The sequence below is a fragment of the Streptococcus sp. 517s genome (assembly GCF_054445985.1).
In genome coordinates this window covers 26,250-42,577 of sequence record NZ_CM136847.1, presented here as the reverse complement: position 1 = coordinate 42,577, position 16,328 = coordinate 26,250, and the positions used below count along the sequence as shown (strand labels likewise).

The following is a 16,328-nucleotide window of genomic DNA, read 5'->3' as shown; positions in this document are numbered from 1 at the left end:
AGAAGGGAGATACCATGCGCGTAAATATCACACTTGAACACAAAGAATCTGGTGAACGCTTGTACCTTACTTCTAAAAACAAACGTAACACTCCAGACCGTCTTCAATTGAAGAAATACTCACCAAAACTTCGCAAGCACGTCGTGTTTACAGAAGTTAAATAGTGGGTCATTACGTTTCAGTAGAAACGAAAAAACCTTGATTTAATGCGATTCTTGAAATTTCAAATTTCAATGTATTGCAATAAAAATCAACCGAATGACTACATTTTTGACTACATTTTTTGTGAAATAAATTAGATGTTCGGATATATAGAAAACGCTCTAGTCATATTGTCTAGAGCGTTTTTGTGTTGTTTAAGAAAATTAGATGTTGATTTTAGATAACTACACATTTCAGATTTTTTAAAACAAGATTTAATTGTTGATAACTAGAAAGGATTATTATGTTTACAAAAAATAAGTTTCAATACTGTATTTACAATCATGAGAGACTAGAACTTCATGAGCTACAAAAGGAATATCAAAAGGATAAAGCTGCAACAAAACTTAAGTATGAAAACCAATTATTTTGTCCTGGTTGTCACAAAGTGGATTTAGTGATAAACGAGAAAAGAGGGAAAATCTATTTATCGAGCCATCCTAAATCACTTCATGGTGACGGATGTGAATATGCTTTGGAATCTGCTTCGAAAATGGAACTGAAAGAATACTATGAGAAAATTGATGCAGATTTAGCTGAGCAACTCTTAAATCGTATTCTGGAAGAAAAGGCCCCTAGAGTAATCCAACCAAGGAGCGTCAATTCTCTGCAAAATAATAATGAGGTGTCTGATGTAAAATTCGTTTTAGAAAATAAAGTCGGTATCAGAAAATATTTACCTCGTAGGTCCCTCCTCCTAAATGAATTAGAAGTATCTGACCATCTGACTATGTACTATGGAGAGTGTAAAGTGTTTTTAGGAAAAACTGATAAGAAGTACTACCTACGAATGTTTCGAAACAATGATCATGCAAAGTACATCTGTAATTTAGTAATTCCTGAAAGAGTGTATAGATATTTGGAAGATGAATTAAAAGTTATCCCACAATCAGAAGATTTAAGTTTTAAACATTCAAGGGCCAACGCAGTTCCTGTAAGGTTAGCCTTTGTTTCAACTATGAAGAAAAAACAAGAATATTATAATGGATACTTGAGTTTTTCAAAATTACTTAAGGTGAACCGTATTTAGATTATTTATCGTATTAAGATTTAAAGTTTATGAGATCCCAAAATTCTATGTTACTTTCCAGTTTTTTGCTTTTTTAAAAAATATCCGTTACAATGTAGATATAAACCGATGAGAAAGAGAGAAAAAAGATGGTATATGTTCACAGATTTTTAGGACAATGGCTTGATAAAAACATGACAACTAATAAAGCTGATACTTTGCAAAAGGGGTTGGCTTTAGGAAGTGGAATTGACGAGTATCTAAAACAGATAGAAGTCCGAAGAAGGTTTACGTTGGCAGTGGAGCAAGAGAAATATTTTTACACTGTTCCTAAAGAGGTATCTATCGGAGATACCAGAGCAGATAGGTACTATAGTCTGGAAATAAAAGACTATGAAAGTGTAGCAGCTAATACCGTTTTTTACGGTAATGGAACATCTATTTTGGTTAAAGCCTTGTTCGAGGGAAAAGGAGAAGTAGTGTGTCTTTATGAATACGAAACCCTTGACCTACTCATAGAGGATTTGAGAGAAGAAGTAGCTATCACATTTAGTTGCATTTATAAACCGTGCTACCTTCTTGCTAGTGACTTTCAAGAGTTCAAACCTATACTTGATCTAGGGAAACTTTATTGTCACTATGCTCACGCGCCTAGCTATCGCAAACCAATCGCCGAAGTAGATATTTAAAGAGAAAAATGTGAGAAAAGATTTATGTCAAAAGAGAAAAGTGTAGAAATAATGTTAGAAGAGTTTTTAGAATCTATGCAAGATAGAAATAATAGAGAATTAACTGAAGACAAAAAAACAAATTAAAAAAAATTTTAGTGTCTAATTTTGCTTTTGTTTCAAAAGATAAAGCTGAATTTTTAAAGATATTTAACCCGTGGCAGAATGAAGAAGGTCAAGAGTTAATTCAAAAATTTGTAGATAATGTTAATAATCTTAAGTCTACTGATAATTTTTCTTGGTTAGATATTTTAAACGGAGATAGAGAGTGGAATGATTTTAAAAAAAGAAATCCAAAGTGGAATAAACTAGAAAATAAAAATAAACATCTAAATATGCAATACCAAATTCCAACTCATTTCCATGGTGATATTGATAACGCAGAGGTCTTTCACTGTTTGGAAAATCCTAGAGGTTATTTGGGAGACTGGAAAGATGCTGAAGTAGATAAAGAAATTCAAGGTTCAAGTCTAAAAGACTTTTATGAAGAGACTGCTCTTAAACTTAAAGAAACAGGTAAAACTATAGTTGAAATTATAAGAGAGAGATACCAATTAAAGAAAACTGATATTCTAGATAGTGTTACTAATATCATCTATAGTGAAGAAAGTAGTTTATTACAAGAATTAAATCGTCTTTTTGATTCTGAAGATCTTTCTGATAGAGAATACAAAAATACTGAATTAAAGGAGAAGAGATATTATTATATACCAGAATACTATTCCCAACTAATTCAAAAAAATAAGAAATTAGACTTTGCAAAATCAAAGGAAAGTGAGTTGAAAGATATTGCAAAAAAAATATGCAATTTAGAAATTTATCCTTTCTCATGTGCTCAGCCAAATTTAGGAAGAAATGGTATTGGAGAAGAAATTCTTTCCAATTCAAATCTATCTCGTTTAGGCGCTTATATTATATTGAGAAGAATTTATAGATATTTAGCGAATGGTGAGACCAAAAAACCAGTTTTTATTTTTCGCAAATATGATGGTGCTTGGAAAAAATTATTTGATATTTTATTTAAAGAAGTTGAAAAAACAGAAAATACTTTTGTAACGGATAAGTTTTTGAAAGACCTTGAAAATCACTTCTTTTTTTGTCAATTACGTCCCGAAGGTGGAGGGATAACTTCGGGTAATGTTATTTCAGTTTCAGATTTTTATATATGGAGAGATATTTACACAAAAATGAAGAAAGATGCTTTTACAGAAATTTCAAGTCTATTAACTGCTTCGAATGAATAAGATGAAGATAAAAGAACAAGTACTAACAACCTTTCTCCAGTTACAAATTAGAAAAAGACTATCAAAAATCAAATTTTACAGCACTGATATTCACACTTTCAAATTAAAATAGGTTATATTACTTATTTCATGAAAGATTCATCGACTATATTTTTTAAAATTCTAAACTTTTAATGAGGGCAAAACCATGGGACTTTCATATGCACCAGAGTATGTTTATACAGAACATTTCATTCAAAGAGCTAATGAGAGATTTGGAGTTAAAGAAGATCAACTTCCTAAATGGATCGCTAAACAGATAAGTAGTTTAACACTATATGATTCAAGTGAGGAAAAAATCCCAGAAAAGCGTAAGTATATATCTGATAATGGAATCATTTTTGTGTGCGATACAATTGAACGTAAATTTATTACTTGTTATGAAGCGAATGATTTGGTAGCTGAAGGGAAAAAGATCACCATACACGATAATAACGTTGACTTATTTAAACAAGAAGTTGAGAAATTATCAAGGAAATACTATTTAAAAGATACAAAAGAAATGTTACTGAGTGTTAAAGAACATTTGACTGAATTTAATCAAGCTGCTGTGAAAGTGATTGAAACCAAAAGGAATGATTTTAAACAATAGTTTTAGTGATACATTTCAATTTTAAGTTTTAATAGCAACAAAAAAGCACTGTCGGAGGAAGTGAACTGCACCCCAAAAGTTAGACAGAAAAAATCTAACTTTTGGGGTGCAGTTCATTATCTTGATCTTTTAAATTATAATATGGTGTAAAGTAAGAAGTAAATATAATTGTTTTTACTTAATTATCATTATTTAAAATATTTAATAAGGCTTTTGACTGATGTTCAATATCTGGGTAGACAAAACCTTCAGTAATTCCAAGAAGTTCTAATTCTCTACGAATTTCCTTTTTATTAGCAGGATCAATTTTAATAACAGAAAATGAAATATAGTCCTTTGAGGAAGATGTTTTTGGAGTAAATAGAGTTACGGCTAGTTTATCTATTGATTTAGAGATTTCTTGTTTGATTGTTTCGTGTTCTTTATTTGAAGTGTTTACAAATCGTGGGTAAATAAATGCTCCCTGTTGTTGTCGGATTCTATCAGTTGTCTTTGATGGAATAACTATATGAGCCCTTTGTAAGTCATTATATATTTTAACAGGGAAGTTCAATCTTTCTCTAACTCTAGCTCTTTGATTTAATAGCTCCATAAATTCTCTTATTTGTTCAGGGTAATTTTGTGTAACAAAACTAGAATTTCTATATATATGTGAAGGTGACAATTCAATTTTTTTAATGTTATCTACGGTTATCAATTCAATATCTTTACGATGATAATTATTTTTATTATTTCTTATAAGATTTTCAATTGCCGTAAAAAAATTATTAATAATATTTTGAGGCATAAAATTTAGTGCAGATTTAATGGCTATAGTATGACCTGTATCAAACTTTTCATTAAGCTTATCAGAATAAATATAGACATAACCAGGTTTATCATTGTCTTTTTCAACAGCGAAGTACAGAGCAATTAATGGATTTTTTGTGATATCAAGCATTCTTGTTTTAGCACCATAGTGTTGTAATTCAGAAATCAGTCTTACTAATGAAGTGTTCTCTTGATAATCATCCCTTCCCAGCTCGTTGAGAAGTACTCTGTAGTAGTATTCACTTCCATTGGTGGTTAAATTTTTTTGAAGATAAAGAGAAGGAGTACGGTATTCATAGTAGGAACTTTCGCCTCTGAAATACAAATTGTGTTTTTTATTTAAGTTATTTTGATAGTTATTAAATTCAATATGCTCATAATTAAATAGATCTTTCAAGATAGTATTCACGCTTTTGCGGGTAATAATATTTTTTGTTTCTTTTGGATTATTCATATTTAAAAACCTTTCGAATAATATTCGTCCTATTATATGTCATATCTATGTTAACATTATACCATAGTTGTATATTTCTATTCAAGTGGTAACGAATATATACTACTTATAGGAAATAACATTATACTTATTTTTCAGGGGTAACAGAAATTGGGTAGAACCAATAGTGTATATTATGATATAATTTATGTAAGGGCTTTATTTAATTTAAAAAGCAAGTATGTAACTTTTGAGTAACAATAGTTCCTATTATTATATAATGAACGAGGTAAATGATGTTAAAAGGAAATGTTTTTGTGATGGCTGGTGGAGATGGTGTAACAACACCTTATCTTAATACAATCGAAAAGAAGGTTCATAAATCTACTATTGTTTCCATTCTAGAAACTGAAAATGAACGCAATGACATAAAAGAAATTCAAGAATCTAAAGAAGAATTATTCTCTATTTGGGGGTATAGTGAGAGAGACAATAATTTAAAAGGAAATCCACCTAAATCGGGAGATGTTTTATTTATAACGAAAAATAATGCTGCAATTTATCTAGCTACAGTTTTTAAGGTAATCGAAGCTAAAGGGTTAGACTATATATGGGCAGGTCGACAAAGTTGGAAGTATAAACTAATACTTAAGAACGTAATTCGAATTTTCATCCCATATCCGGTAGGAGTGGATATTGAGAAATGGTGTAAAATGCATTCTTTTGCACCCAGTTTGTCAAAAATTCAAAATATTAATAAAATTTATAAAGATAGTGAAATAGGATTTAGACATATTATTGGAAGGCAATTGAAAACAGGGCCCATTCAAGGTGCTTTAAAAATAGAAATTCCGGAATATGATAAAACGAAAGAGGAAAAAGAAATGAAAATGAGAGATATAGAAATAGTTCTCAGCAGATTAGATGCTTATTGTGGATTAACACACTTTGAATGTATAGTAAAGGAGGTTTGAAATGGTAAATAATACTGGCAATTTTAATTACAGACTAAATTATTCAAATGAAATTGAATCTGTACACTGTGTAGTTGGTGAAAACGGTTCGGGAAAAACAAGGTTGATAAATTCTTTATTAGAAAAAAATAAGAATTCACTAGCAAAATTCTATAAGGATTACAAGGATGTATTAGGGTATTCTTTCGTTAAGTATTCTGCTTCGATAGAGTTGAATAAATTACAAGCTACTTCTAGTGACTCTGTTGATATTTCTACTTCCGCATATCTAAATACGATGGACCTCGTAAACTTGAATCGTGAAGATTCGATCAAACAAGTAAAAGTAGTTATTGATTATTATAAAGAGGGAAATAAAAATACGAAATGGCAAAATTTAATTGAACTATCGGATAAAAAAGTGTTTCTTAGGTTAAATCAAATAGGTGAAGGGATAAATTCATATGATAAACATTACTTAACAGGTAATCCGTTAAATGAAGAATGGGAAAGTAAACTAAAAGAAATAATAAAATGTGTAAATAAAGAAAAGAAAATAATAAAAGTATTATTAAGAAAATTTTTTTCAGTAATTAGTGAATATATTTTCTCAGAATTGAATCATGAACAAATCATCTATTTGATGAGCGAAATAGATCCTAAAACTATACAACCGACTGATCGTTTCTATGATGGTTTAGATAATTTTTTAAATAATAATGCGAAAAAAAAGATCTCTAAGATAAAAGATTTTTTTAAGGATTTAAGTAATATTAGTAGTAATGTTGGAAAAGCTTTTGTATTTATTGAGGAGAATGATAGAAAGTTTTTAGAAGAAATCTTAAAAATTTTAAATAAAAAAGCGTCAAATAATTGGATTTCGAAAGAAGTATTTTCTGTACTGGAATTTGAATGGTCTGGACTCAGTTCTGGTGAGTTAGCTTTACTTAATTTGCTTGGACGCTTAAATAGTATAAAAAGTGATCTAAATAGTAATAAAGTGCTAGTATTACTTGATGAAGTTGATCTAGGGCTACATCCTGAGTGGCAAAGAAACTGGGTAAACAGTGTTCTACCTATTATTGGTAAAATTATGAAAAAAAGGAATGGTGCAGTTCGAATAATATTATCAACACATTCACCAATAATTCTTTCAGACTTTCTGGCAGAGGATGTAATATATTTACCAGAAGACAATAATAAACATGATAATTCTGCTAATGAATTTAAGACTTTCGGCCATAATATTTATAGTTTATTTAAGAATTCATTTTTCTTAGAGGCTCCTAAAGGTGCTTTTTCACAACAAGTTATTGAAGACTTATTGAAAATATTTAGGAGTTGCTCAAATGAAGAAATGATTCGACGAAATAAAACATATAAAGCATTTATTAAGAGGTATAGAATAGATTTTAATAAAGATACACCGGCTCAGGATATTCGCGAGTTTTTTGAAAAATTAGTAGATATGATTGGTGAAAATATTATTCGTAATCATTTGAAAATTCAGCTTGAAAGTATAAATTGGGATAAAGAAGAACATCAAATTATAGAGTACGAAAGAAAGATCAAGATGTATCAAGAAAAAATAAAAGAACTTCAAGAAGGAAAAAATGATAAAAATAAATAGTTTTTATAGTCAACAGGAATTAGATAGATATTATGATTTTGTTTTAAGAAAGAAGCCATCGATTGTTAAAACTAATGGTAAGGGAACAGCTATGGTAACTTTATTAAATAAACTTCCGAAGAAAAATTCTCAAAAAATAAAAATTAAGGACGTTTATGAACTACTTACTATGGATTTTACAAAATTAAAAAGTTTTTGCGATTCTTTAGCCACAGACAATAAGGAATATAAAAAACTTATAAAGCAAAGTGAAAAAGATTTGAGAATTTATAAAAGTTATTATTCTGGAATTTTTCATTTAAAAGATGAAACTATTGGGATTAGAAATAATATGATTTTAGTCAAAAATCTTGATGTAACCGTATGTCCCTATTGTAATAGAAATTATATTAATTCTAGAAAGAATTATCTAGGTGCTAATTTCGACCATTACTATGATAAAGATAAATATCCATTCTTTGCTTTAACTCTTAGCAATCTAATTCCTTGTTGTGACACATGTAATAGAATAAAAGGTACTAAAACTTATAAATTTTGCCCATTTGATCTTAAAAGTAATGAAGAAATTTTATTCAAAGTTTCTCCAATTGGAAACTCATCAAGAATAAAATTATATTTTGACTCAGTGCAACAAAACAATAATATTTTAGAGTTGGAAGAAGCTTACCAAATACATCAAGTTGATGTTGATAATATGTTTAGCAGGGAGCAAGAGTATTGTAAGGAATATCGTAAAAGTCTTGAGGAATTGTTAGAAAATGAAAATTCAAAGATTGATATCACAGATAGTTTTTTTGATGCTATGATATACGGAGAAATTGCGAGTCCTAGTTTTAATAATTATTTAAAGATTTCACTTGCAAAGCTAAAAAAAGATACCTATAACTATATTGTCGAATTACGAAGAGATGAACGATAGTCTGGTATAAGTTACATCACTATTCATCTTGATAAAATAATAAGAAAATACACTGTGATGCAAAAGATATCACAGTGTTTTGGGTTAAAATTGTTAAAATTACTATTAGATTAGCATATAACTTAAGAAAATATACTAGAGTCTCCAGTCCTTCAATTCTTCTTGAAGTTTAAGTCTAATCTTCTCAAATCTAGCTTTAGCTGTTTTATCGCTTATACCTAGTTCAGTGGCCAATTCTTTAAAAGATTTTTTCTCCTCAATTCGTTCTACAAAAAGCTTATATTCGCAAGGGTTTAAGTTATTTAATGCTTTATATAATATTGATTTTCTCTCTATTTCCATTAAATTGTCCAATGAATTAGGAATGCTATTTGGAATTATGTCTATTAATTCAGTGTATTTTCCATCATATGAAACGCTTTTATTCATACTAGTTAAGTGATAACGTGAATCCTGTCTAAGTGAGTTTTCGAATTCTTGATCTAGAAGTTTCAACACTGTACCCCAGTCGTTTTGCTTTTTTGCTTGAAGTATTTTTTCTTCTCGTTTATTAATAATTTTTGACATTTTCTTGTCCTTTTCTTGAGTGGTAAAAAACGACGAAAAGAAACAAGAAAACATTGGCCTTTATAAGCTGACGGAGGAACAATGAATTTTACATGTCTCAATCCGTCTGCAGTATTGGGCGAAATAATGGAAAAAGAATAGCTTAGTCTTCTTCCATATGTACAAACCTCCTTTCTTTAAACGGTATTGATCATTAAAATTAGACACGAAAAAAGGCCAACAATATTTCTTTTGTTAGCCTTTTTTCCTACTTTATTGAAGATTCGAGAGCGCACTAAAAACACTTCCAATAGTCTTTTTTTTAAACATTGGTTTATTGTTTTATGAGCACAATATAATATAGACGTGAAAACTCTCTATATCTTCTCTGATGTTCCTCCACTCTTGTTAAAGAGCTCTATTTTCTTAAAAATTCCTCATGCTCTATTGCTAGAGCATTCACTGTAAGAGCATATAATCTAAAAAATTATATACAAAAAAGACCGATAATCTGTTCTTATCGGTCTTTTTTTCCTTACTTATAGAAACATAAAAGAGGGTACACAAAAAACACATCTAACAGTCACTTTTTTTGACTGAGATTTAGTAATTTTGGGGCACAATACAACAATTAACTGGCTGTAATAGCTCTCTATATATTTCTATATTTCCTCCTGCCCTAGGTGGAAGAAGCCTAGGGTTTCTTATAGATTCATTATATCAAAACTAATAAGAATTGCAATATAAAACAGCTGCCAACTTAATGACAAAAAATAATTTTAAAAATTTTTTCTAAATACCTCCGAATTTTGTTAGAAATTGTCCCTATAGATAAGGAGGTGGTTGCTATGATTGTTTAATAAATATAACTGGAGTACGATAAATAAGAAAGAGGTAAATCACATGAAAACAAAAAATCGTAAAAATGGTTATTCAACCAACACAGCTAAACAATATGTTGATCAAAAACAAGCAATCCATTGCTTGAGTACTGAATTCGAAGCACAAATTAAGTTCGAAGATGGTCAACCGACTGGAGAAATCATCGGTCACAAGGCTTGGTTCTCACAAAAAGGATTGCCGCCTTTTCAAGTGAAATTCGAATCTGAAGTTGCTCTACCGTCTTATTTAGCAATGGTTGATTTTGACAATCTTGAAGCTTGCGAGGTTGGTTACAATGTCTATTTCCGTGCTAACAATATTAAAGAGGTCAAATAATGACTACTAAGGAACTTGCACAATACTTGCTTCAAGCCCTGAACATGGGACTTGGTAGCATTATGCAGGGAGAAACTAGTTTTACGAACAGCTATCACGTGGAGATTATGAAAGATGGGTTTTTATTTATTCCACGATTACCAGCTGGCTATATCATTGACGATGAACTCTATCAGAAGATTTTTCTGATCGCTAATGCTGCTCTCTTTCCAAGATACACGGTTCTCAAACAGAATTCTGCTTACTTTCTTGCTCTTGAAACGGATGATATACACGTGCAACGAGGCTTGTTTTTCCCATGGAAGGAGGGGATTTCTGAAAGACTTGTAATTTCAGATTTAGATCAATTTGCGTTGGAACGAGAAAAAAATATTATTCCGATCATGAAAAATTTAACTCTTGATTTTAATAAAGTAACTTCTGTAGCTATCGCAGGAAATAGTGGATCTGGAAAATCTTATGCTTTGACGTACTTTTTAAGCTTGCTGAAAAATTTTTCGGATTTAATTATTGTGGATCCAAAATTTGATACACCTTCCAGGTGGGCACGTGAAAATGGTATTTCAGTTATCCACCCTAAACGTAATCGTTCAAAGTCTGATTTTGTTTCAGAGATAAATGAAAATCTAAGCTCATGTTTGAATCTTATCCAAGTACGTCAAGAAATTCTCTATGACAATCCTGATCAAGAGTTTAAGCATTTAACTATTGTAATAGACGAAGTTCTCGCGCTTTCAGAAGGTGTCAATAAAACGATAAAAGAGTCTTTCTTTTCACTCTTATCACAAGTTGCACTTCTCGGGCGAGCGACCAGAGTGCATCTTTTATTAGTTAGTCAGCGTTTTGACCACAATACAATCCCTATTTCTGTTCGAGAACAACTGAATGTACTTATTCAAATTGGGAACATTAATAAGAAGACAACACAATTTCTGTTCCCAGATTTGGATCCAGAGGGGATAGTCATTCCAATTGGAAAGGGTACAGGCTTGATCCAAATCATTGATAATGAGCATCCTTATCAAGTTCTTCCCTTGTTATGTCCAACTTATTACACTAAGAAAGGTATTTTATGAATGACAGAAAGAATTTCTTTCAGAGAACTTTTAATTTTACAGTAACGCTTCTTATATATGGTTTGTTTTTCCTTTGTTTGACAATTGGTCTCAGATTGCTACAGAATTTGATGGCAAATGCTCAAAGTACATACTTATCTCATCTGTTTGAGATGATGAAGCAATGGGCTAGTAAAGGTGAATACTATACAAAAACTCTAGCAATTTTATTGCCGTTAATCGCCTTATTTTTAATCATAATTGAGTTGGTTCTACGCGCTATTTATGACAAGCCGGCTAATTATTTTAGATCCGCTTATCAAACGATTCGCCTCATTCAGTTTTTGAGACAAGATGAGAATTCTCAACTAGCATTTTCAATTGATAGCTCTTCTACTGTGATAAGATTCAATCCTATTTTAAGGAAATTTAATAGAGCAACATCTAAGTGTGTTGTTGATGTAAGAAATGATTCTGTGACGATTTTGATTAAGTATCCGAAAACCCAGCAGTCTCAGAAATTACTAAGAGAAATGGAAAACTATATCAAAGAAGAAATTTCTAGTCGCAATCCAGAATATTATTTTTCTGCACCAAACCGGCGAGGTAACAAGCTTTGGTTTAAATCTACAAAAAGATAATAAATTGGCAGTGCTTGGTTCACGTAGTGAAGACCAGAAGTACTGCCTTGTCATGAAATCTAATTGGCAGATACATTGGGGCTACTACGACCCCCAGTGTATCAGTAATCAATAATCACATGAATTGCAAACCATTTGAAAATGCTATTTGAAGGGAGGTATTCATGGCTAAAGATAAACGTTCGAATAAGTGGGCATTCCTGATTTATCAAGAAAGCGCGCCGGAAAATTATTTAGACGTCCTTGAAGAAATGCATATTCCATTTGTCTTGAGTCCTTGGCATGATAAGGACGTTAACAAAGAAAATGGAGAATTTAAAAAAGCGCATAAGCACGGGGTCCTATTTTTCGAATCACTTAAAAGCTATACGCAGGTTTCAGAGTTACTAACTGAAAAACTACATACTCCTTCTCATGTAGAGGTAGTCATGTCACCAAAGGGTATGTATGATTATTTCATACACGCTGAAAATCCTGATAAAACACTCTACAATATCGACGAAATAGAGTCAGGTTGTGGTTTTGAATTGGATCAATTTCTCGTTAGTTATAACAATGATCAATTTCTTTCAACTGTGATTGATATTATCGAAGAACACAACTTTACTGAGTTTAACAGTCTTGTTAGATATGCACGAGTTGAGAATCCTTCGTTGTTGAATCTCATTATTGATAAGACGTACTTTTTCGCAAAATATCTGGATTCACGTAGACACTCAAATCATAAAAAGGAGAGTGAAGAATGACGAATAATGAACTTATAAAATTGAATCAGATCGAACAGATTTTGAATTGTTTGCTTGCTTTGATGCAGAAACAAGAGAATACTCAAAAGCATGTAAGTATACTTACTCAGAAAGAGCTGCTTTCGATACTTAAGATTTCACCAAACACCTTGAAGTCTTGGGAGAAGACAGGACTTAAGCGCCTAGAACCACCGATTGAGGGAACTCGAACTGTCTACTATAGAATGGAGGATGTGCTGACCTATTTAACTCTTTAATTCTAAAAATGTGCTAAAATAGTAATATCACATAGAATAATGTGAGGTTGTTATTTTAGCCTTTTATATATCCGAACGTGAAAGGCTATTATGCAGAAAGAAACTATCATTCACAACAATCGAAAAGTCATTAAAACTATCAAGAGTAACGGAACTATTAGCTATACGCAACGTGGTGTATATATTGGTGTAGATGTTAAAACTGGTAAAAAAGTTACATCATCTATAACTGCTAAAACTCTAAAAAGTCTTGATAGGAAAATCATTCAAGCTCGACTTGAATTTGAAGCGAAGGGTTCAACTTTAAAAGAGACTTTGTTGATTAATAACTTCGAAGAGTTAGCTGAAGCCTGGTTTGTCAGTTTTGTAACTTGGGTCACTTCTCAGAATACGATCAATCGGGTTCGAAGCTATCTTGATACCTACATCATCCCTAAGTTTGGAGAATATAGACCTGAAGAGATAAAATCTGCAGATATTCAAATTTGGGTTAATAAATTAGCTCAACAATCTAAAAAGTCTGTTGAATCAGGTGTTAAAAAATCCAAAAAGGGACACGCAAAAGATTTCGGTGCAGTTATCTATAAGCTTAGTGATATTTTCGATTATGGGATCACGAATTTCGAACTCACTCATAATCCAGCTCGAACAGTTAAAATTCCTCCGAAACCAAAGGTGGTAAAGGAGAGAATCATGGTATTGCATGGAGAGGACTTGGCTACTTGGCTGAACTATCTTGATACTCTTCCTGACACACGAGCTAATCGAAGATTTAAGGTTATCTGCGACACGCTGTTAGCTTCTGCGCTTCGAATTAATGAGCTTCTTGCTTTATCGATTCATGATCTCGATTTTGATTCCAATGAAATCATCGTTAACAAGACGCTGATGTGGAAAGTTGGAAATAAGAAACTTGGGATTAAGGGTGAGATTGTTTGTAAGAACAGTGCCAAAACTGATGCTGGCAACAGAAGAGTTGCAGTCCCGAGACAAGTCTTAGATGACTTGAAAGCTTTTTATGATGAGATGAGTGATTACTTTGTGAGTCATGATTTACCAACTGTGGATTTAATTTTTCCGACAATTTACGGGAACTATATGTGTGACAGAAATGAACGTGCAACGCTTAAAAAGCGTTTGACTGAGTTGGGACTACCAAACTATGGTTTCCACCTTTTCCGTCATACGCATGCTTCTTTGATGCTGAATGCTGGTGCAAACTGGAAAGAGCTCCAGATAAGAATGGGCCATAAGTCGATCAAAACGACAATGGACACTTATGCTGAATTGGCACCGAAAAAGAAGGCAGAAGCAGTTGAAATCTACCTCAAAGAAATTGCTAAATTGACGGCATAGCAAAATGACTACATTTATGACTACATTTTCTATAGAACAATCTTAAGACGTTGATATGACGGCGTTTAAAGGGTGCTAAAATAACATTAACAACCTTTACAGAAGTTAAATAAGCATAACTCAAAACGCCTTACTGGGCGTTTTTTGCTTTATTGGTTAACGATTTATAGCCCTTCAGGAGAGATTTATGGCATTTTATCTTTGGATGTTTCCTCTACTTTTTATCTTTCACGATATGGAAGAAATTATCGGTCTTGTCCCTTGGATTCATCTCAACGAAACCTTGCTGGCTCAAAAGGCTCCAGCTATTCTCAAGATTCACAAAGGCATTACAACAGAAGGATTTGCCCTTGCTGTTTTTGAGGAGTTTATTCTTGTCTTATCCATCACTTTATTAGCGTATTTTACTCAATCTAGAGCGCTCGAATTGGTTTGGTTAGGGGGATTTGTAGCCTTTGCACTTCATCTCTTGCTCCATATTGGACAATCAATCTTTCTCCGCAAGTATATCCCTGCTCTGATCACTTCTATCCTTTGTTTTCCTGTCAGTGCTTATTTGATTACAGACACCGTGCATTTGTGGCAGGTTTCGACTAGCGAATTTTTCCTATTTTCACTGGTCGGTTCAGGCATCGTCGTCATCAATCTCCTCTTTGCTCTCTGGCTTGGGAAAAAGTATTCCGCCTGGCTTTCCCATAACCATTAACAAAAGTTCCTTGCAATTTCATTTTGCAGGGAATTTTTTTATCCCCCTTCACAGTTAAGAAGTGTTCTATAGTTTTTTAAGACAAAGTAAAAAGCCCACTGTTGTAGGCTTTCTGTATCATATATCTTAAAATTAAAGCATTTTGTTGTAGAATTCAACGACAAGTGCTTCGTTGATTTCTGGGTTGATTTCGTCGCGTTCTGGCAAGCGAGTCAATGAACCTTCCAATTTTTCAGCATCGAATGATACGAATGCTGGACGTCCAAGAGTAGCTTCTACTGCTTCAAGGATTGCTGGAACTTTCAATGATTTTTCACGAACTGAGATCACTTGACCTGGAGTTACGCGGTATGATGGGATATCAACGCGTTTTCCGTCAACAAGGATGTGACCGTGGTTTACGAATTGACGAGCTTGACGACGAGTAGTCGCAAGACCAAGACGGTAAACAACGTTATCCAAACGACGTTCCAAAAGAAGCATGAAGTTGAAACCTAGGATTCCGCCTTTGATTTTTGTAGCTTGTACGAACAAGTTACGGAATTGTTTTTCACCTACACCGTAAGTGAAACGAAGTTTTTGTTTTTCAGCCAATTGCAAACCGTATTCTGACAATTTAGAACGGTTGTTTGGTCCGTGTTGTCCTGGTACGTAGTTACGACGTGCCAATTCTTTACCTGTACCTGTAAGTGAAAGGCCAAGGCGACGAGCTTGTTTCCAAGATGGTCCTGTATAACGTGACATGTGTATGTCCTCCTGATATAAATAATATTTCGGTGGAAATAGTCACTTAGAAAGCCCTGATTCGTGCAGATGCCCTTCGCCTAAACAGCCAAGGTTACTTGTCATAAGACACCTGTTGACGAGCTTCATGCTTTCCTGCTGCTATTTCACACAAAGGTTATTGTACCATGAAAAGCTAGATTTGTAAAGGGATTTTACGCCTTTACTTTGTGTCTAAATTTTTGGGAATAATCAAATATCCTTATAACTCAATAAGAAAGCGAGATTTTTCAGACAAAAAAACTGGAAAAAGTTCCTCACTTTACCCCAGCCCTTGACTATATTGCACTATTTATGCTACAATATTGTTTGACTGATTAAGCAAAGTGTGTGTTTGTCTTAATCGGTGGTGTAGGAGTTGCTGCTTCTACACCTTTTTCGTTTTCATTTACTCTATTATTGTAACACATATTAGGCAAAAAAGCAACTGTTTTGTCTAAAAAGCATAGCAAAAAGACCTCT

19 protein-coding genes are annotated in these 16,328 nt (G+C 32.4%); 15 read left to right on the top strand and 4 right to left on the bottom strand.

What is annotated here, in order from left to right:
* Window positions 1-14 precede the first annotated feature (14 nt).
* From rpmG to ACVX3R_RS00210, 5 genes are all read left to right on the top strand, one after another.
* A complete protein-coding gene (rpmG, locus tag ACVX3R_RS00230; RefSeq protein ID WP_001265622.1) occupies window positions 15-164 on the top strand; it encodes a 50S ribosomal protein L33 in 150 nt (49 codons plus the stop codon).
* Window positions 165-445: 281 nt separating this feature from the next.
* The gene (locus tag ACVX3R_RS00225) at window positions 446-1,231 is read left to right on the top strand and encodes a hypothetical protein (RefSeq protein WP_458795051.1); all 786 of its coding nucleotides are present in this window, start codon (window positions 446-448) and stop codon (window positions 1,229-1,231) included.
* Between the two features lie 173 nt (window positions 1,232-1,404).
* Window positions 1,405-1,899 carry a hypothetical protein gene (locus tag ACVX3R_RS00220; RefSeq protein ID WP_458795050.1) on the top strand — a complete coding sequence of 165 codons (495 nt, stop codon included), beginning with the start codon at window positions 1,405-1,407 and terminating at the stop codon, window positions 1,897-1,899.
* A gap of 137 nt (window positions 1,900-2,036) precedes the next feature.
* Complete coding sequence (locus ACVX3R_RS00215; protein ID WP_458795049.1) at window positions 2,037-3,182, top strand: hypothetical protein; 1,146 nt, start codon at window positions 2,037-2,039, stop codon at window positions 3,180-3,182.
* A gap of 187 nt (window positions 3,183-3,369) precedes the next feature.
* Window positions 3,370-3,813, top strand: coding sequence for a hypothetical protein (locus ACVX3R_RS00210; RefSeq protein ID WP_458795048.1), 444 nt, complete (start codon window positions 3,370-3,372; stop codon window positions 3,811-3,813).
* 178 nt (window positions 3,814-3,991) lie between these two features.
* Here ACVX3R_RS00210 and ACVX3R_RS00205 read toward each other — a convergent pair whose 3' ends face one another.
* Window positions 3,992-5,077, bottom strand: coding sequence for an FRG domain-containing protein (locus tag ACVX3R_RS00205; protein WP_458795047.1), 1,086 nt, complete (start codon window positions 5,075-5,077; stop codon window positions 3,992-3,994).
* Window positions 5,078-5,349: 272 nt separating this feature from the next.
* On the opposite strand from ACVX3R_RS00205, the gene ACVX3R_RS00200 reads away from it, so the two are divergent.
* The 3 genes from ACVX3R_RS00200 to ACVX3R_RS00190 are packed head-to-tail and all read left to right on the top strand — an operon-like array spanning window position 5,350 to window position 8,558.
* Window positions 5,350-6,030 carry a hypothetical protein gene (locus ACVX3R_RS00200; protein WP_458795046.1) on the top strand — a complete coding sequence of 227 codons (681 nt, stop codon included), beginning with the start codon at window positions 5,350-5,352 and terminating at the stop codon, window positions 6,028-6,030.
* 1 nt (window position 6,031) lies between these two features.
* The gene (locus ACVX3R_RS00195) at window positions 6,032-7,639 is read left to right on the top strand and encodes an AAA family ATPase (protein WP_458795045.1); all 1,608 of its coding nucleotides are present in this window, start codon (window positions 6,032-6,034) and stop codon (window positions 7,637-7,639) included.
* Entirely contained in the window at window positions 7,623-8,558 is a 936-nt protein-coding gene (locus ACVX3R_RS00190) for a hypothetical protein (RefSeq protein WP_458795044.1), read from the top strand. The genes ACVX3R_RS00195 and ACVX3R_RS00190 overlap by 17 nt, the downstream gene beginning before the upstream one ends.
* A gap of 135 nt (window positions 8,559-8,693) precedes the next feature.
* Here the strand turns inward: ACVX3R_RS00190 and ACVX3R_RS00185 are convergent, their stop codons facing one another.
* Window positions 8,694-9,125 (bottom strand): sigma-70 family RNA polymerase sigma factor, encoded by a 432-nt coding sequence (locus ACVX3R_RS00185; RefSeq protein WP_458795043.1) that lies wholly within the window; start codon window positions 9,123-9,125, stop codon window positions 8,694-8,696.
* A gap of 882 nt (window positions 9,126-10,007) precedes the next feature.
* On the opposite strand from ACVX3R_RS00185, the gene ACVX3R_RS00180 reads away from it, so the two are divergent.
* The 7 genes from ACVX3R_RS00180 (at window position 10,008) to ACVX3R_RS00150 (ending at window position 15,083) form a co-directional block, all read left to right on the top strand.
* On the top strand, window positions 10,008-10,322 hold the full coding sequence (locus tag ACVX3R_RS00180; RefSeq protein ID WP_261021414.1) for a hypothetical protein: 315 nt from the start codon (window positions 10,008-10,010) through the stop codon (window positions 10,320-10,322).
* Window positions 10,322-11,398 carry an ATP-binding protein gene (locus ACVX3R_RS00175; protein ID WP_458795042.1) on the top strand — a complete coding sequence of 359 codons (1,077 nt, stop codon included), beginning with the start codon at window positions 10,322-10,324 and terminating at the stop codon, window positions 11,396-11,398. The genes ACVX3R_RS00180 and ACVX3R_RS00175 overlap by 1 nt, the downstream gene beginning before the upstream one ends.
* A gap of 110 nt (window positions 11,399-11,508) precedes the next feature.
* Window positions 11,509-12,018, top strand: a complete 510-nt coding sequence (locus tag ACVX3R_RS00170) for a hypothetical protein (RefSeq protein WP_458795041.1) — start codon at window positions 11,509-11,511, stop codon at window positions 12,016-12,018.
* Window positions 12,019-12,182: 164 nt separating this feature from the next.
* Window positions 12,183-12,764: a replication protein gene (locus ACVX3R_RS00165; protein WP_458795040.1), complete on the top strand. Its 582-nt coding sequence runs from the start codon at window positions 12,183-12,185 to the stop codon at window positions 12,762-12,764.
* Window positions 12,761-13,021: a helix-turn-helix transcriptional regulator gene (locus ACVX3R_RS00160; protein WP_458795039.1), complete on the top strand. Its 261-nt coding sequence runs from the start codon at window positions 12,761-12,763 to the stop codon at window positions 13,019-13,021. The genes ACVX3R_RS00165 and ACVX3R_RS00160 overlap by 4 nt, the downstream gene beginning before the upstream one ends.
* 90 nt (window positions 13,022-13,111) lie before the next feature.
* Window positions 13,112-14,377, top strand: a complete 1,266-nt coding sequence (locus ACVX3R_RS00155) for a tyrosine-type recombinase/integrase (protein ID WP_458795038.1) — start codon at window positions 13,112-13,114, stop codon at window positions 14,375-14,377.
* A 187-nt stretch (window positions 14,378-14,564) separates the two neighbouring features.
* The gene (locus tag ACVX3R_RS00150) at window positions 14,565-15,083 is read left to right on the top strand and encodes an HXXEE domain-containing protein (RefSeq protein WP_458795037.1); all 519 of its coding nucleotides are present in this window, start codon (window positions 14,565-14,567) and stop codon (window positions 15,081-15,083) included.
* A gap of 132 nt (window positions 15,084-15,215) precedes the next feature.
* On the opposite strand, the gene rpsD is transcribed toward ACVX3R_RS00150, so the two are convergent.
* Both rpsD and ACVX3R_RS00140 read right to left on the bottom strand, forming a co-directional pair.
* Window positions 15,216-15,827: a 30S ribosomal protein S4 gene (gene rpsD, locus ACVX3R_RS00145; RefSeq protein WP_000092756.1), complete on the bottom strand. Its 612-nt coding sequence runs from the start codon at window positions 15,825-15,827 to the stop codon at window positions 15,216-15,218.
* Window positions 15,828-16,183: 356 nt separating this feature from the next.
* The gene (locus ACVX3R_RS00140; protein ID WP_458795036.1) at window positions 16,184-16,276 is read right to left on the bottom strand and encodes a thiamine biosynthesis protein ThiS; all 93 of its coding nucleotides are present in this window, start codon (window positions 16,274-16,276) and stop codon (window positions 16,184-16,186) included.
* Window positions 16,277-16,328: the final 52 nt, after the last annotated feature.

Bases quoted from the DNA above. Each gene is read 5' to 3' on its own strand.
- rpmG (WP_001265622.1), top strand. From the start codon at position 15: ATGCGCGTAAATATCACACTTGAACACAAAGAATCTGGTGAACGCTTG.
- ACVX3R_RS00225 (WP_458795051.1), top strand. From the start codon at position 446: ATGTTTACAAAAAATAAGTTTCAATACTGTATTTACAATCATGAGAGA.
- ACVX3R_RS00220 (WP_458795050.1), top strand. From the start codon at position 1,405: ATGACAACTAATAAAGCTGATACTTTGCAAAAGGGGTTGGCTTTAGGA.
- ACVX3R_RS00210 (WP_458795048.1), top strand. From the start codon at position 3,370: ATGGGACTTTCATATGCACCAGAGTATGTTTATACAGAACATTTCATT.
- ACVX3R_RS00205 (WP_458795047.1), bottom strand. From the start codon at position 5,077: ATGAATAATCCAAAAGAAACAAAAAATATTATTACCCGCAAAAGCGTG.
- ACVX3R_RS00200 (WP_458795046.1), top strand. From the start codon at position 5,350: ATGATGTTAAAAGGAAATGTTTTTGTGATGGCTGGTGGAGATGGTGTA.
- ACVX3R_RS00195 (WP_458795045.1), top strand. From the start codon at position 6,032: ATGGTAAATAATACTGGCAATTTTAATTACAGACTAAATTATTCAAAT.
- ACVX3R_RS00190 (WP_458795044.1), top strand. From the start codon at position 7,623: ATGATAAAAATAAATAGTTTTTATAGTCAACAGGAATTAGATAGATAT.
- ACVX3R_RS00185 (WP_458795043.1), bottom strand. From the start codon at position 9,125: ATGTCAAAAATTATTAATAAACGAGAAGAAAAAATACTTCAAGCAAAA.
- ACVX3R_RS00180 (WP_261021414.1), top strand. From the start codon at position 10,008: ATGAAAACAAAAAATCGTAAAAATGGTTATTCAACCAACACAGCTAAA.
- ACVX3R_RS00175 (WP_458795042.1), top strand. From the start codon at position 10,322: ATGACTACTAAGGAACTTGCACAATACTTGCTTCAAGCCCTGAACATG.
- ACVX3R_RS00170 (WP_458795041.1), top strand. From the start codon at position 11,509: ATGGCAAATGCTCAAAGTACATACTTATCTCATCTGTTTGAGATGATG.
- ACVX3R_RS00165 (WP_458795040.1), top strand. From the start codon at position 12,183: ATGGCTAAAGATAAACGTTCGAATAAGTGGGCATTCCTGATTTATCAA.
- ACVX3R_RS00160 (WP_458795039.1), top strand. From the start codon at position 12,761: ATGACGAATAATGAACTTATAAAATTGAATCAGATCGAACAGATTTTG.
- ACVX3R_RS00155 (WP_458795038.1), top strand. From the start codon at position 13,112: ATGCAGAAAGAAACTATCATTCACAACAATCGAAAAGTCATTAAAACT.
- ACVX3R_RS00150 (WP_458795037.1), top strand. From the start codon at position 14,565: ATGGCATTTTATCTTTGGATGTTTCCTCTACTTTTTATCTTTCACGAT.
- rpsD (WP_000092756.1), bottom strand. From the start codon at position 15,827: ATGTCACGTTATACAGGACCATCTTGGAAACAAGCTCGTCGCCTTGGC.
- ACVX3R_RS00140 (WP_458795036.1), bottom strand. From the start codon at position 16,276: ATGTGTTACAATAATAGAGTAAATGAAAACGAAAAAGGTGTAGAAGCA.